Raw genomic sequence first — 13,991 nt, 5'->3', positions numbered from 1 at the left:
GTGCCGTCTCCCCGCCCCGGTGCGGGGAGACGGCACCGTCGTGTTTCACGTGAAACGTCCGGGCGCGCGGGCCGCCCTCGGATCAGACCGTCAGCAGCAGTTTGCCCACGTGGGCGCTCGACTCCAGCACCCGATGGGCCTCGGCGGCCTCGCGCATCGGGAAGGCGTGGTGCACCACCGGGCGTACCCGGGAGGCGGAGATCAGCGGCCAGACGTGCTCGCGGACGGCCGCGACGATGGCCGCCTTCTCCGCCAGGGGGCGGGCCCGCAGCGAGGTCGCGGTGATGCTCCCCCGCTTCGACAGCAGGGCGCCCAGATTCAGTTCGGCCTTGGCGCCGCCCTGGAGGCCGATCACCGCGAGCCGGCCGTTCAACGCGAGCGCGTCCACGTTCCGGGCCAGGTACTTCGCCCCGATGATGTCCAGGATCACATCCGCCCCGGCACCACCGGTCGCCTCGCGGACCTCGGCCACGAAGTCCTGCTCGCGGTAGTCGATCAGGATGTCCGCGCCCAGCTCCGCGCAGCGGGCCAGCTTCTCCGGGCCGCCCGCCGTCACCGCGACCCGGGCGCCGATCGCCTTCGCGATCTGGATCGCCATCGTGCCGATCCCGCTGGAACCGCCGTGGACCAGCAGGGTCTCGCCCGCCCGCAGGTGCGCGCCCGGGCCCATGAACACGTTGGACCACACCGTGCACGCGACCTCGGGCAGTGCGGCCGCCGTCACGAGGTCCACGCCCGCCGGGACGGGGAGCAGCTGGCCCGCCGGGACGGCGACCCGCTCGGCATAGCCGCCGCCGGCGAGCAGCGCGCACACCTCGTCGCCCACCGACCAGCCGGAGACCCCCACCCCGAGGGCGACGATCCGGCCGGAGCATTCGAGGCCGGGGTAGTGCGAGGAGCCGGGCGGCGGATCGTAGAAGCCCTGTCGCTGGAGCACATCGGCCCGGTTCACGGCGCCGGCCACGACCTCGACGAGGACCTCGCCGTCGGCCGCCACGGGATCGGGTACATCGGCCCAGACCAGGGCCTCGGGGCCGCCGGGCTGCGGGATGGTGATCGCATGCATGACGGGAGCCTACTCGGCGCGGCCCAGGGTCACCGGAGGCGAAGTGGGCGGTGAGGCGCGGACGATGGAGATCACCCGGTCCGTCGGTTGGAGCGGGCTCGCCTGCGGGTCGTCGTAGGCGAGCAGCCGGTGGCCGCGCAGCACGCTCACCACGAGATCCTCGGTCTCCCGCACCCCCTTGCCCACTTCTGCCTTCTTGACGGGCCGTTCGATCAGGTCCAGGCCGCTGCCCTGCTGGATCAGGTCCTCCATCACGGTGCCCGCGCTGGGGCTGAGAACCGACAGGCCCAGCAGCCGGCCGGCCGCGCTCGCGCTCGTGATGACGGCGTCCGCGCCCGACTGGCGCAGCAGCGGTGCGTTCTCCTCCTCGCGGACGGCGGCCACGATCTTGGCGCCGCGGTTGAGCTGGCGGGCCGTGAGGGTGACCAGGACGGCGGTGTCGTCCCGCTGGGTGGCGATGACCACCTGACGGGCCTTCTGGAGTTCGGCGCGCAGCAGGACGTCCGAGCGGGTAGCGTCCCCGACGACGCCCGTGAACCCCTCCGCGTTGGCCATGTCGATCACCTTCGCGCTGGGGTCGACGATGACCACCTGCTCCTTGGAGAGGCCGGTGGCCAGCAGCGTCTGCAGGGCCGAGCGGCCCTTGGTGCCGAAGCCGACGACGACCGTGTGCTCACGCAAGTTCTTCCTCCAGCGGTTCAGCCGCCACTCTTCCCGGGTCCGTTCGGTGAGGACCTCGAGAGTGGTGCCGACCAGGATGATCAGGAACACCACGCGCAGGGGCGTGATCAGCAGGACGTTGACCAGCCGGGCACCGTCGCTGTAGGGGACGATGTCCCCGTAGCCGGTGGTCGACAGGGTCACCGTCGCGTAGTAGACGGCGTCGAGGAAGTCGACCTTGCCGTTGGCGTTGTCGTGATAGCCGTCGCGGTCGATGTAGACGATCATGACCGTCAGCGAGAGCACGAAGAGGGCCATCAGCAGCCGCCGCGTGACCTGCCGCAGCGGTTTGGTGACCTCGCGCCTGGGGAGCTTGATCCGCCGGGAGACGAGTTTCTCGTCCGCCTGGCGGGCCATCGCGTCCTGGCCGTGGAGTTTCACGTGAAACATCCTCCCGTCGCCCAGGGCAGGTCGAGCACGGCGAGCTCCTGTCCGGCCCGGGCACCGCCCGGGGGTACGACGATCAGCGCGTCCGAGGCGGCGATGCCCCGCAGCATCGCCGGGCCGTTGTAGTGCAGCGGGACCGCGTGCTCGGGGGTGAGCAGGACCGGGACGAGCCGGGTGTCGTACGGGTGGCCGGGCACCTCGTCGCGTACGGGCACGGTGTAGCGGTGCCGGGGCGGCCGTCCCGCGAGGGCGCGCAGCAGCGGTTCGGCGAGGGTGAGCAGCCCGGACACGGCGGCCAGGGGGTTCCCGGGCAGGCCGACCAGGTGCCGGACGGCGTTCTCGCCGGGGGCCCGGTCGCCGAGCCGGGCGAGCAGCATGGGATGGCCGGGGCGGACGGCGACCCCGTCCACCAGCAGCTCGGCGCCCGCCCGTGCCAGGACGGAGTGGACGTGGTCCACGGGGCCGGAGGCGGTGCCACCGGTGGTGACGATCAGGTCGGCGGTGGACCCGGTGACCGCCCGGTGCAGGGCCTCGGCGCCGTCGGGGTCGTCGCCCAGCTTGCGGGTGCCGAGGACACGGGCGCCGAGCTGGGTGAGCCAGGGGCCGAGCATGGGGCTCAGGGCGTCCCGGATCAGCCCGTCGTGCGGGCGGCCTTCGGTGAGCAGCTCGTCGCCGAGCACCAGGATCTCCACCCGGGGGCGGGGCCGGGTGTGGAGCAGGTCGTACCCGGCGGCGGCGGCCAGCCCCAGGACCGCCGGGGTGACCAGGGCTCCGGCCGGCAGCAGCAGGTCGCCGGAGCGGCACTCCTGGGCACGGGGGCGGATGTCCTGGCCGGTGACCACGGGCCGGTCGGCGTGCAGCCGCTCCGGATCGGCTCCGGTGTGGGCGTGCTCGCTGCGGATCACGGCGGTGGTGTCGGCCGGGACCCGGGCGCCGGTGGCGATCCGTACGGCCTCACCGCAGCCGAGGGGCTTCGGCCGGTCGGAGCCCGCCAGGATCCCGCCGCCGAGTCGCACCGTCCAGGGTCCGGGTCCGGAGACGGCCCAGCCGTCCATGGCCGAGGTGTCGAAGGACGGCAGGTCGGTCAGCGCGTCCAGCGGGGTCACCAGGACCTCGCCGAGCGCGTCGGGCAGCGGCGCGTGGTGGGTGCGGACGGGGGCGTGCGATCCCGCGAGCGCGGCGATCTCCCCGGCCCTGGCCCAGCCGGAGGCCCGGTGGCCGCCGGTGCCGGGCGCGGTGGCGGGGCTCCGGCTCACCAGTGCGAGGGCCTCGTCGACATCCCGCTCCAGCCGTCCGTCGCGGCGTTCCCGCCCGGCGGGCTCCGGCTCCGGGCGGGTACCGGGGTGTACCGGGTCCTGCTCGGGCAGGGGGGCGGCGGCAGGCTCCGGCGCCTGGTCCGGGCCGCCGGGTTCTTCGGTCGGGCCGCCCGGGGGAGGCGCGACCGCGGAGGCGGCGGCAGGACGGGAGCTGTGGCGGGTCAGGGCGTCCAGGGCTTCGTCGAGGGCGCGTTCGGCGTCGGTGGCGTCGGAGGGGGTCATCCCGAGCCGGTCTCATGGGCGGAATCGGCTTCGGCTTCGGCCGCCCATCGCAGGGCGAGTTCGGCGGCTTTTCGGGAGGCTTCGGCGACCGCTTCGGCGGGGTCGGCCCCGGTGGCTTCGGCGTGCGCCGCCGCGTAGCCGACCAGGAAGGTGGTCAGCGGAGCGGCGGGCCGGGCGACGCCGTGGGCGGCGTCGCGGGCGAGGTCGAGCAGGGTCTTGGTGTCGACGGCCACGTCGATGCCCAGCTCGTTCTTGACGGCGGTGATCCATTCGTCCAGCACGGTCCCATGCTCCCTGATCCGGGCACGAGCGGCCGCGAGATCGTCCCAGGTGTCGCAGTCGAAGGAGGCGAGCGGCTCGGCGGCGCTCACCCGGGTCAGTTCCAGCTCGGCGGTCAGCGCGCGCAGCGGCAGCCCGGTGAGCCCGCCGTGCTCGGTGGCCAGGAGCGCGAGTTCACGGCGCAGCGACTCGGCCCGGTAGGCGGCCACGAGTGGCTGGTCCCGCCCGTCCGCGTCCCGCAACAGGGCGCCGTCCGCCATCGGACCATCCGTCACCGGACCTTCGGCCGGGGCTCCTTCTCCCGTCGCGGCGCGGCGCAGGGCCCGTACCGTCTCCCGGTCCAGGAAGGGCAGGTCCGCGGAGAGTACGAGGACCAGGTCCGCGGTGGTGTGCCGCAGCCCGGCGGCCAGCGCGGCCAGCGGCCCGCCCCCGGGCGGTTCCTCCCGGGTCCAGCGCACGGGCCGGGCGGTGGGCCTGGGACCACCGACCACCACGGTGTCCGCGGCGTCGGCGCAGGCGTCGAGCACCCGGTCGAGCAGGGCCCGCCCGCCGACGCTCAGGGCGGGCTTGTCGGCCCCGCCGAGCCGTCGTGCGGCGCCTCCGGCCAACACGATCGCGTCGTACGTCATGTCCCGAGTATGCGGGGACGCGGTCCCCGCCGGACGACCTCCCCCAACCGGTACGTACCCGACATTCGGCCGACGGCGATCCGGGAGCGCCGACGCCCGCGCCCCGCCGCCCCCTTGCGGGGAAGGCGGGGCGCGGGCGTCGGCGGTGTCCGGGTCCTACAGGTACGGCCCGGACCGGATGGCACCGTGGCCGCCGTCCTCGTCGTCCTCGTGCCCGGTGCCGGGCGGCAGCGCGCGACGCATCTGTTCCAGCTGCGCCCGGGCCGCCATCTGCTGGGCGAACAGGGCGGTCTGGATGCCGTGGAAGAGGCCTTCCAGCCAGCCGACCAACTGGGCCTGCGCGATCCGCAGTTCCGCCTCGGAGGGAATGGCCTCCTCGGTGAACGGCAGCGAGAGCCGCTCCAGTTCCTCGACCAGCTCGGGAGCCAGTCCGTCTTCCAGCTCCTTGACCGAAGCCGCGTGGATGTCCTTCAGGCGCACGCGGCTGGCCTCGTCGAGAGGAGCGGCGCGGACCTCTTCCAGGAGCTGCTTGATCATGCTGCCGATCCGCATGACCTTGGCGGGTTGTTCGACCATCTCCGTCACCGGGACCTCGCGAGACTCGTCATCGGCGCCGCCGACCGCCGTCCCGTCCTGTCCTAGGATCAGGACGTGCGGGGGGCTGTCCTGCGACCGTTCACTCCTCGGCATCTCCATGCCGCCCATTCTCTCGCACACCTTCGTACTCACACGGTGTGCCCCCGGACGGGCGTGATCCACCCTGTCCGGGGGCGCCGGGATCAGTCCGTGGCCCGGCGGCCCAGCGCACCGCTGGAGCGGGTGACCAGGGCGGCGAGCAGAGCCGCCCCGAGCGGGACCAGGATCAGCAGCCCGGCGAGGGTCTCCCACGGCACGACGATGGGCACCCAGGGCTTGTCGGCCCCGGCGGCCTCGTTTCCGTTGGCGATGGCGTATTCGTAGAGGCGCGTCAGATCGTGCCGTTCGAGGAGCCGGAGCCCGGCCGCGGGCAGGATCCCGGTCAGGGAGCCCAGGACCACCCCCATCAGGGCCACCACCCCGCACTGGAACCCGCTGAGCGTGCGCCGTACCCGAGGGGGCGCGCCGACCGCGGCCAGGGTCTTCAGGTCGGCCTCGGAGTCCGCCTGGGCCAGGCCGGTGGCGATACCGGCCGCGCCGATGGTGACCAGACCCGCGAACAGGGTCAGGGCCAGAAGGGCGAGGTCGGAGGGCGCCTGGTAGCCCTTTTCGACGAACACACTGGCGTCCAGGCCCATCCGGTCGAGATCCCCGGAGAGTTGCTGCACCTGGGTGGAGGTGACCTTTCCGTCGAGGGTGAAGTACGAGCCGGAGGGAGCGGTGGCGATCCCCGCCGTCCTCACGGCGGCGGGCGGCAGGATCAGTTCGATCCCGTAGGACTCGGCCGACTCCGGAGCCTGGTGGACGCGGAACACGCGGTCCTCGCCCGGCAGTTCCTTGTGGGCCGACTGCGCTTCGTTGGCCTTCTCCGGGTCGGTGATCAGCCGGATGGTGACCTTGTCGTCCTTGACGTTGCGCTTGGCGAAGGAGACCGCCCGGCCGCCCTTGAGCGCCGACACCGTGCCCGGGTCGGTGACCGCCAGCGCGGTCAGCAGCTTCTCGTCGGCGACGACCGCGTCGTAGCGGGCGAAGTACTGGCCCCGCACGCAACGCCAGTCGACGCGCAGCTTCTTGCGTTCCTCGAGGCTGAAGGAGGCGGGACCGTTCTTGGCCTCCTCCAGCGGGCAGCGCTGCTCCTTGGGCACGATGACCTCGGCCCGGCCGCACTCCTTCTGGCCCGCCGAGGTGACGCAGCCGGGGTCGCCGACGACGAGCCGGTCCACATCGGCCCGTACACCCAGCGGGTACCGCCGGGCGAGGGCGTCGCGGGCAGCGGGTACGTCGCGGTAGGCCCCCGCCTCGTTGATCCTGATGCTCCCGGAACCGCCGGGCAGGTTGGCGACGTACTCGTGCTGGGCCTGTACGTCCTTGCTGTGCTGGTACGTCGCCACGGCGACGGTGCCCGCCACGGCGGCCAGTACGGCGGCCACGGCGGGGGCCGTGCGGCCGCGGTTGCGTACGGCGTCGCGCAGCGCGAGCCGCGGCGACAGCGGCAGCCACCGCCCGGTCCGTCCGAACAGGCCGACCAGCATCGGGGTCATCGCGACGACGCCGAGTTCGGCGATGGCGCTGCCGCCCGCGACGACCACGGAACTCATTCCGGAGACCGTGCCGTAGAGGGCGATGGCCGCGCCTCCGGCGAGCGCGAGCAGACCGAGGAGGGGCAGGATCCGGTTGGACCTGCGGACTCCGCGGCGGCCGGTGAGCGAGGCGAGGACGCTCTGCCGGGACGCGGTGACGGCCGGGACGATCGCGGCCAGCAGACCGGTCAGCACGGCGAGCAGGGCGATGCCGGCGAGCTCCAGCGGCTTGAGGTTGAACCCGCCGAAGCGGACGCCGAGCTGTTCCTCCAGGACGGGCCGCAGCGCCGCGGTGAGCGCCACCCCGAGGGCGGTGCCGATGACGGCGGCCGTGGCACCGAGGACGAGACCGCCCGAGAGCACGATCGCGCGGATGTGCCGCCGGTCACCGCCGTTGGCGCCGACCAGGCCGAGCTGGCGGCGCGAGCGCCGGGCGCCCACGGCGAAGGCGGGCCCGGCCAGCAGGCAGACCTCCAGCAGGGCGAGGCCGACGACGGTCGCGACGATGGCCATCTCGGTGGCGCTGCCGAACCGGTTCGGCTCGAAGCGGTTCTTCTCCTGCTGGAAGTACGGCACCTCGGAATCGGCCGGCGGGTGCAGGGCCACCGCGCGGGAGTAGACGGCGACGCCCTTGGCGTTGGCCTCCTTGACCATGTTCCACGTGAAACCAGCGCCGCCGACCTTCACGAGGTAGGTGTCGGTGGGCCGGATGCCGTTCAGCCCGGCCTCGGTGAGGGCGCGGTCGAGCGGCGCGATCAGGGTCCCGGGCGGGGCGATGATCTCGGGGACCTTGAGCTGGTCGGGCATCTCGTACGAGCCGACGATCTTGAGCGGGGTCTTCATGCCGCGCGGGGTCACGTCGGAGCCGACGGAGTACCCGGCCTCCGACAGGAACGCGTGGGTGGCGATGACCTCGCCGGGCCGCTTCGGCAGCTGCCCGCCGGTGAGCGTGATCAGGCCCTTGACCAGCGGGCTGGCGGTGTCCAGCTCACGCATTTGCATGTCGAGCAGGCCGTGCGTGGTGCGCATCTTGCCGTAGCCGCGGCTGTCCTTGACGCTCTCGGCGTTGGCCGGCAGCGCGGGCGTGGCGTCGGTGTCCGGCCGCCCGCTCTGGGGCGGTGTGTAGGAGGCGAAGCCCCCGACCGGTGCGTAGTTCTCGGCGTCGGGCTGCTGGTAGACGGGCACGCCCAGGCCAGTGCCGCGCAGCTCGGCGTCGGCGGCGCCCATCCGGCGGTCGAGCTTCTGCTGGGGGGTGAGCTGGGCGCTGCGCAGGGTCAGGTCGGCGGCGCTCACGCCGAGGATCGGCAGGGCGAGCATGGCGAGGACCAGGGCGCTGCGGCCCTTGGCGCGCCAGGCGTCGCGGCGGGCGATCCGCAGGGCGGCGATCCAGGAGTGGTACCAGGTCCTCACTGGGCGTTCCCCTGCCCGGACAGCAGGGAGTCGGCGTGGGAGCGCAGGGTCTCGTCGACGACGTCGCCGTCGCGCAGGAAGACCACCCGGTCCGCCCAGGCGGCGAAGCGCGGTTCGTGGGTGACGAGGATCCCGGCGGCGCCCGCGTCGCAGCGGGAGCGGAGCAGGGCCAGGACGGACTCGCCGGTCTCGGAGTCCAGGGCGCCGGTGGGCTCGTCGGCCAGGACCAGGCGGCGGTCCCCGACCAGGGCGCGGGCGATGGCCACGCGCTGCTGCTGGCCGCCGGACATCTCGTCGGGGAAGCGGTCGGCGAGCTGGGCCAGGCCCATCTCCTCCAGCGCGGCCAGGGCGGAGACCCGGGCCTTGCGGGCGGAGGTGCCGTCCAGCTCGCGGGGCAGGGCCACGTTCTCGGCGGCGGTGAGGGCCGGTATGAGGTTGTAGTCCTGGAAGACGTAGCCGATGCTGCGGCGGCGCAGGGCGGCCAGCTGCTTGCGGCTCATGGTGGTGATGTCGGAGCCCTCGACGACGACCCGGCCGCTGCTGGGGGTGTCGAGGCCGCCCGCCAGGGTCAGCAGGGTGGACTTGCCGGAGCCGGAGGGGCCCATGACGGCCACGAGTTCGCCGGGGTAGACGGAGAGGTTGATGCCGCGCAGGGCGTGGACCTCGGTGGCGCCGCTGCCGTGCGTACGGACGAGCTGGTCGAGCTGGAGCACGGGCTGCTGGCCGGGACCGGGCTGCCGGGGGCCGCCGGCGGGCCGGCCGCCCCCCTGCGGATGCTGGTACGGGTACGGGTACGAGTGCTGGTCAGGCATGCGGGAGTCCCCCCTGGGACGGCTGTGCGGTGGTGGCGGCGACGGCGTCGGGGCCGTCCGCGGTATCGGGTGCGGCCGTGGGCGGTGCGGGCGGCGCGGCTCTCCGTTCGGCCAGGACGGAGAGCCGTACCAGCCGGGATTCGGAGTGGTCGAGCCAGCGCGCCTCGGCCTCGCTCTGGAAGATGAGCTGTTCGAGGACGAGCAGCCAGGCCACGTCGTCCCGTTCGCCGGACCGCCCGCTCTCGACGGCGGCCAGTGCCTGCGCCTTGAGCCGGGTGTAGTCCTGCATCGCTTGGATGGTGGCGTGGCGCTGGGCCTGGATGACGGCGCGGATGTCGACGCCGGGGGCGCCGACGGCCATCGCGAGCTTGATCGACAGCTCGTCGCGGGGCGGGTTGGTGCGGTCGACGGGGCGCTCGTACCAGGCGTGCAGTTCGTGGCGGCCGGTGTCGGTGATGGCGTAGAGCGTGTGCCCGGCGGAGTCCTCGCCGCCGGGGGCGACGAGCCCGTCGCGCTCCAGCCGGGCGAGGGTCGTATAGACCTGGCCGACGTTGAGCGGCCAGGTGGAACCGGTCCGGGATTCGAACTCGGTGCGCAGCTGGGAGCCGTAACGGGGCCCTCGTTCCAGCAGGGCGAGAAGGCCATGGCGGATAGACATACTCAGTATGTATACCGAGTATGTTGATCAACGCAACCGCCTTGAGTCGTAGGCCGTAAGGGGGAGGAGGCCCCGCGGGGGCCGGGATCAGGCCCGGCGCAACCGCACGCCCATGTACCCGAGGCCCAGCCCCATCAGCGCGAATCCGGTGCCCAGGGGCAGGAGGTGCGCGGCCAGATCGGCGGCCCGTTCGTTGGGTCCGGTGCCCATCGCCCGGATCCGGGCGGCGGGCGGGGGGCTCGGTACGGCGCGCGGCGGCGCGACCGGCGCGACCGGGGCGACCGGGGCGACCGGCGCGACCGGCGCGACCGGGGCGACCGGCGCGACCGGCGCGACCGGCGCGACCGTTTCGACGGGGCCCGGCCGCAGGGGCAGCGGCCGGGCGGCCAGTACGGTCTCCGGGTTCGCGGGCTCGGTGGCCGGGCGCCCGGGATGCTCGCGCCCGGCGCCCGCGACGCTGCCCGCCAGCGCGTCGTCCTCGGGCCCCTCGTACTCGGGCAGCGCTCCGGGCCGGGCGCCGGGCAGGGCGTACGGGGCGGCGGGGGTCAGCGGGGCGGCGTACGCGGCTCCGGGGGCGAGTGCGGCGAACGCCAGGGCGGCTCCGGCGAGCCAGTGGAGCGTACGGATGTCCTGAGCCACGGGGAGCCCTCCCGTACCGAGCGACCGAGATGTCAAGCTCAGATTTACACAGGGGGGCAAAAGCGGCATCCCGGACGCCCCATCAGGGGAGCCCGGGATGCCGTGGTCCTGCGGACGCGCGCTACTCCGCGTCGCCGCTGGAGACGACCAGGGTGAACTCGGCGCCGTTCTTGGGCACGTCGGTCGAGGGCGCGGGGACCTGCTCCAGCACCGTGTCCTGCCCGTACACGGCCTCGTCACGGGTCTGGATCTTGTACTTCCAGCCGGCGGCCTGGATGCACTCCTTGACCGAGCGGACGTTGTTGTAGCGGAAGTCGGGAGCGTCGACCTTGGCAGCGTCGTTGAACGACTTGGGCGCGTCCTTGCACTTCGCCGGGTCGATCGTGCGGGAGGTGTCCGGACCCTTGTGGCCCGCCTTCGCCGACGCCGAGGCGGACGCGTTCGGGGAGCCGTTCGCGGTCGGGGTCCGGGCGTCCTTCTCCTTGCCGTTCAACGACAGCGCCGTGATCAGGCCGCCGATCGCGAGCAGGGCCACCACGATCGAGCCGACGATCACCGGCATGTTCCGGTTCCCGCCGTTGCCCCCGCCGTGCCCGGACCCGCTGTGCCCGGACCCGCTGCGGTTCGGGGAGGTGCTGAAAGGCGGCGGGGTCTGCGGCGCGTGCGGGGCGTAGGCCGCGTGCTGCTGGGGAATCGACGGCGGAGTGTGCTGCTGGGGCGGGTACGCGTACCCGTGCGGCGGCGGGGTCTGATGGTGCTGCGGCGCCGGAGTGGGCGCGTACGGCGACGGCTGGTACGGCTGCTGGAGCGACTGCGGCGGAGCCTGGAACCCCGAGTCCACCGGCGGGAACACGGCCGAGGAGACTCCCGCGCCGTGGCTCACGGGCGCGCCCGCGATGATCACGGGGGCCCCGGTCTGCCCGGCCGAGAGCACCCGCAGGACCTCGTCGCGCATGGCGGCGGCCGTGGGGAAGCGCTCGTTCGGGTTCTTCTTCAGCGCGCGGGCGACGAGGGCGTCCATCGCCGGGGTCACCGAGCGGTTGATGGAGGACGGGGTGACCGGCTCCTCCTGCACGTGCGCGTACGCGATCGCCAGCGGGGAGTCCGCCTCGAAGGGCAGTCGGCCGGTCAGCAGCTGGAAGAGCATGATGCCGACCGAGTAGAGGTCGGAGCGCGCGTCCACCGCCCGGCCGAGCGCCTGCTCGGGGGAGAGGTACTGGGGAGTGCCGACGACCATGCCGGTCTGGGTCATGGAGGTGACGCCGGACTGCATGGCACGCGCGATGCCGAAGTCCATCACCTTCACCACGCCGCGCTTGGTCATCATCACGTTGCCCGGCTTGATGTCCCGGTGGACCAGGCCCATCTCGTGGCTGGTCTCCAGCGCGGCCAGGACGTCGGACGTCACCTTGAGGGCCTTGTCGGCGGGCATCGCCCCGTACTGGGATATGTCCCGGTCCAGGGCGGAGCCGAGGGGCTGCCCCTCGACGTACTCCATGACGATGTACGGCATGAGCATGCCGTCGAGATCGCCCTCGCCGGTGTCGAAGACCGAGACGATGTTGGTGTGCGACAGTTTGGCTACAGCCTGTGCCTCACGGCGGAAGCGCTCGCGGAACGACGCCTCGCGGCCCAGCTCGCTGTGCAGGGTCTTGATCGCGACCTGCCGGTCGAGCGCGGAGTCGTAGGCGAGGTAGACGGACGCCATGCCGCCCTCGCCGAGCAAGTCCCGCAGCTGGTAACGGCCACCGGCCAAGGACCCGCCTGCGTACCGGCCCTCAGTGCCGTCCTGGCTCATGGCTGTTGCTTCCCCTCGGGCGTGTCCGTACGCGTCTGACAGAGCGCATATCGAGCCCAGTCTGCCGGAGGGCAAGCCCACGTCAAGCCAGGTGCCCGTTCCGTGACCACACGGGGACGGGCGCTCCGGGCCGGTCGGCGACCGGCGTCGAGGCTGTAGCGTTCATCGGAGCACTCCGAACAAGAGCTACCGCTTGTGCGGCCGAGAGAGACGACGGCGAGGACTGATGGCACCCGAACCCGAGGGAAACGGCGGCGGGATGGCCGATAGTCCGGAGCACTGGGGCGCCGGAGGACTCGTGGGAGACGGCCGTTACCGGCTGACCCACCGGCTGGGCCGCGGCGGTATGGCGGAGGTGTTCGCCGCCGAGGACGTACGGCTGGGACGCACCGTCGCCGTGAAGCTGCTGCGCGCGGACCTCGCCGAGGACCCGGTGTCCAAGGCCCGGTTCACCCGCGAGGCACAGTCGGTCGCGGGCCTCAACCACCACGCCGTCGTGGCCGTCTACGACTCGGGCGAGGACCGGGTCGGCCCGAACGTCGTCCCGTACATCGTGATGGAGCTGGTCGAGGGCCGCACCATCCGCGAACTGCTGCTCAGCGCCGAGGCCCCCGGCCCCGACCAGGCGCTGATCATCGTCTCCGGTGTGCTGGAGGCCCTGGCCTACTCGCACCAGCACGGCATCGTGCACCGGGACATCAAGCCCGCCAACGTCATCATCACGGACACCGGCGCGGTCAAGGTGATGGACTTCGGCATCGCGCGGGCCCTGCACGGCGTGCAGTCCACGATGACCCAGACCGGCATGGTCATGGGCACACCGCAGTACCTCTCCCCGGAGCAGGCCCTCGGCAAGGCCGTCGACCACCGCTCCGACCTGTACGCGACCGGCTGTCTGCTCTACGAACTGCTCGCGCTGCGGCCCCCGTTCACCGGGGAGACCCCGCTGTCGGTGGTCTACCAGCACGTCCAGGACGCGCCGGTGCCGCCCTCGCAGCTGCCCGAGGGACACATGATCCCGCAGGAGCTGGACGGCCTCGTCATGCGCTCCCTGGCCAAGGACCCGGACGACCGGTTCCAGAGCGCCGAGGAGATGCGCGGCCTGGTCGGGTACGCCCTCCAGATGCTCCAGGACCAGGGGCCCAACACGGGCACCTGGAACACCGGCCCGGTCGGCATGGCGCTGCCGAACGGGCGCGGCGGGTCCGCGACCACGGCGATGCCGATGGGGAACACGGGCGGCCGCCAGCAGTACCCCTCCCACGCCACCACCTCGCAGTTCCATCAGCCGATGGTGCCGCCGCTGAACCCGGACGACGGCTCGGCCTTCCCCGGTGGCGGTGGTTACCACGACGGCGGCCAGGGCCACGGGCACGGCCAGGGCGGATCCGGTGGCGGCGGCCGCTGGAAGATGATCCTGTTCGCGGCGCTCGCGGTGATCGCGATCGCGGCGGGCGTGGTCTTCGCGATGGACAAGACGGGCAAATCGGGCAATAAGCCCGACACTCGGCAGAGCAGCCCGCAGAGCACGCCCAGCTCCCAGCCGACCCCGTCGGACAGCCCGGAGGACACGCCGTCGGACTCGCCGGAGTCCACGCGGTCGCGCGAGAGCTACTCGCCGACCCCCAGGAGCTCGCGTCCCACGCCGAGCTCCACCCCGACGCCGACGCCGTCGTCCCCCGATCCGTCGCCGGAGACGTCGGAGCCGGCGAGTCCGACGCCGTCGAAGCCCATCCCATCTAAGACGCAGGTCTCTCCCCCTCCGGACGGCGGGCTTCGGAACAACAGCTTCGACGAGTAGCGGGCGGATGGCGGACGCACACGTTCACGGGCCCGGCG

The 13,991-nt window shown here is 73.1% G+C and carries 11 protein-coding genes; 1 reads left to right on the top strand and 10 read right to left on the bottom strand.

Going from position 1 to position 13,991, the window contains the following annotated elements:
* Positions 1-82: 82 nt before the first annotated feature.
* From QMF80_RS07900 to QMF80_RS07855, 10 genes are all read right to left on the bottom strand, one after another.
* Entirely contained in the window at positions 83-1,066 is a 984-nt protein-coding gene (locus tag QMF80_RS07900; RefSeq protein ID WP_283450920.1) for an NAD(P)H-quinone oxidoreductase, read from the bottom strand.
* A 9-nt stretch (positions 1,067-1,075) separates the two neighbouring features.
* Positions 1,076-2,176: a potassium channel family protein gene (locus QMF80_RS07895; RefSeq protein WP_283450917.1), complete on the bottom strand. Its 1,101-nt coding sequence runs from the start codon at positions 2,174-2,176 to the stop codon at positions 1,076-1,078.
* Positions 2,164-3,711 (bottom strand): molybdopterin molybdotransferase MoeA, encoded by a 1,548-nt coding sequence (locus tag QMF80_RS07890; protein WP_283450916.1) that lies wholly within the window; start codon positions 3,709-3,711, stop codon positions 2,164-2,166. Before QMF80_RS07890 ends, QMF80_RS07895 begins: the two co-directional genes overlap by 13 nt.
* Positions 3,708-4,619, bottom strand: a complete 912-nt coding sequence (locus QMF80_RS07885) for an NTP transferase domain-containing protein (protein ID WP_283450914.1) — start codon at positions 4,617-4,619, stop codon at positions 3,708-3,710. Before QMF80_RS07885 ends, QMF80_RS07890 begins: the two co-directional genes overlap by 4 nt.
* Before the next feature lie 156 nt (positions 4,620-4,775).
* A complete protein-coding gene (locus tag QMF80_RS07880) occupies positions 4,776-5,315 on the bottom strand; it encodes a bacterial proteasome activator family protein (RefSeq protein WP_283450913.1) in 540 nt (179 codons plus the stop codon).
* Between the two features lie 83 nt (positions 5,316-5,398).
* On the bottom strand, positions 5,399-8,245 hold the full coding sequence (locus QMF80_RS07875) for an ABC transporter permease (protein ID WP_283450911.1): 2,847 nt from the start codon (positions 8,243-8,245) through the stop codon (positions 5,399-5,401).
* Positions 8,242-9,057 carry an ABC transporter ATP-binding protein gene (locus tag QMF80_RS07870; protein ID WP_502962798.1) on the bottom strand — a complete coding sequence of 272 codons (816 nt, stop codon included), beginning with the start codon at positions 9,055-9,057 and terminating at the stop codon, positions 8,242-8,244. Before QMF80_RS07870 ends, QMF80_RS07875 begins: the two co-directional genes overlap by 4 nt.
* Positions 9,050-9,715, bottom strand: coding sequence for a PadR family transcriptional regulator (locus QMF80_RS07865; RefSeq protein ID WP_283450909.1), 666 nt, complete (start codon positions 9,713-9,715; stop codon positions 9,050-9,052). The genes QMF80_RS07870 and QMF80_RS07865 overlap by 8 nt, the downstream gene beginning before the upstream one ends.
* A gap of 87 nt (positions 9,716-9,802) precedes the next feature.
* Positions 9,803-10,354: a hypothetical protein gene (locus QMF80_RS07860; RefSeq protein WP_283450907.1), complete on the bottom strand. Its 552-nt coding sequence runs from the start codon at positions 10,352-10,354 to the stop codon at positions 9,803-9,805.
* 121 nt (positions 10,355-10,475) lie between these two features.
* Positions 10,476-12,152, bottom strand: coding sequence for a protein kinase domain-containing protein (locus tag QMF80_RS07855; RefSeq protein ID WP_283450905.1), 1,677 nt, complete (start codon positions 12,150-12,152; stop codon positions 10,476-10,478).
* 226 nt (positions 12,153-12,378) lie between these two features.
* Here QMF80_RS07855 and QMF80_RS07850 point away from each other — a divergent pair, with 226 nt between their 5' ends.
* Positions 12,379-13,953 carry a protein kinase domain-containing protein gene (locus QMF80_RS07850; protein WP_283450903.1) on the top strand — a complete coding sequence of 525 codons (1,575 nt, stop codon included), beginning with the start codon at positions 12,379-12,381 and terminating at the stop codon, positions 13,951-13,953.
* Positions 13,954-13,991: the final 38 nt, after the last annotated feature.

The organism is Streptomyces sp. G-G2 (assembly GCF_030063135.1).
GTDB lineage: Bacteria > Actinomycetota > Actinomycetes > Streptomycetales > Streptomycetaceae > Streptomyces.
The sequence above is the reverse complement of the archived record's forward strand: the minus strand, read 5'-3'. Positions and strand labels throughout refer to the sequence as shown.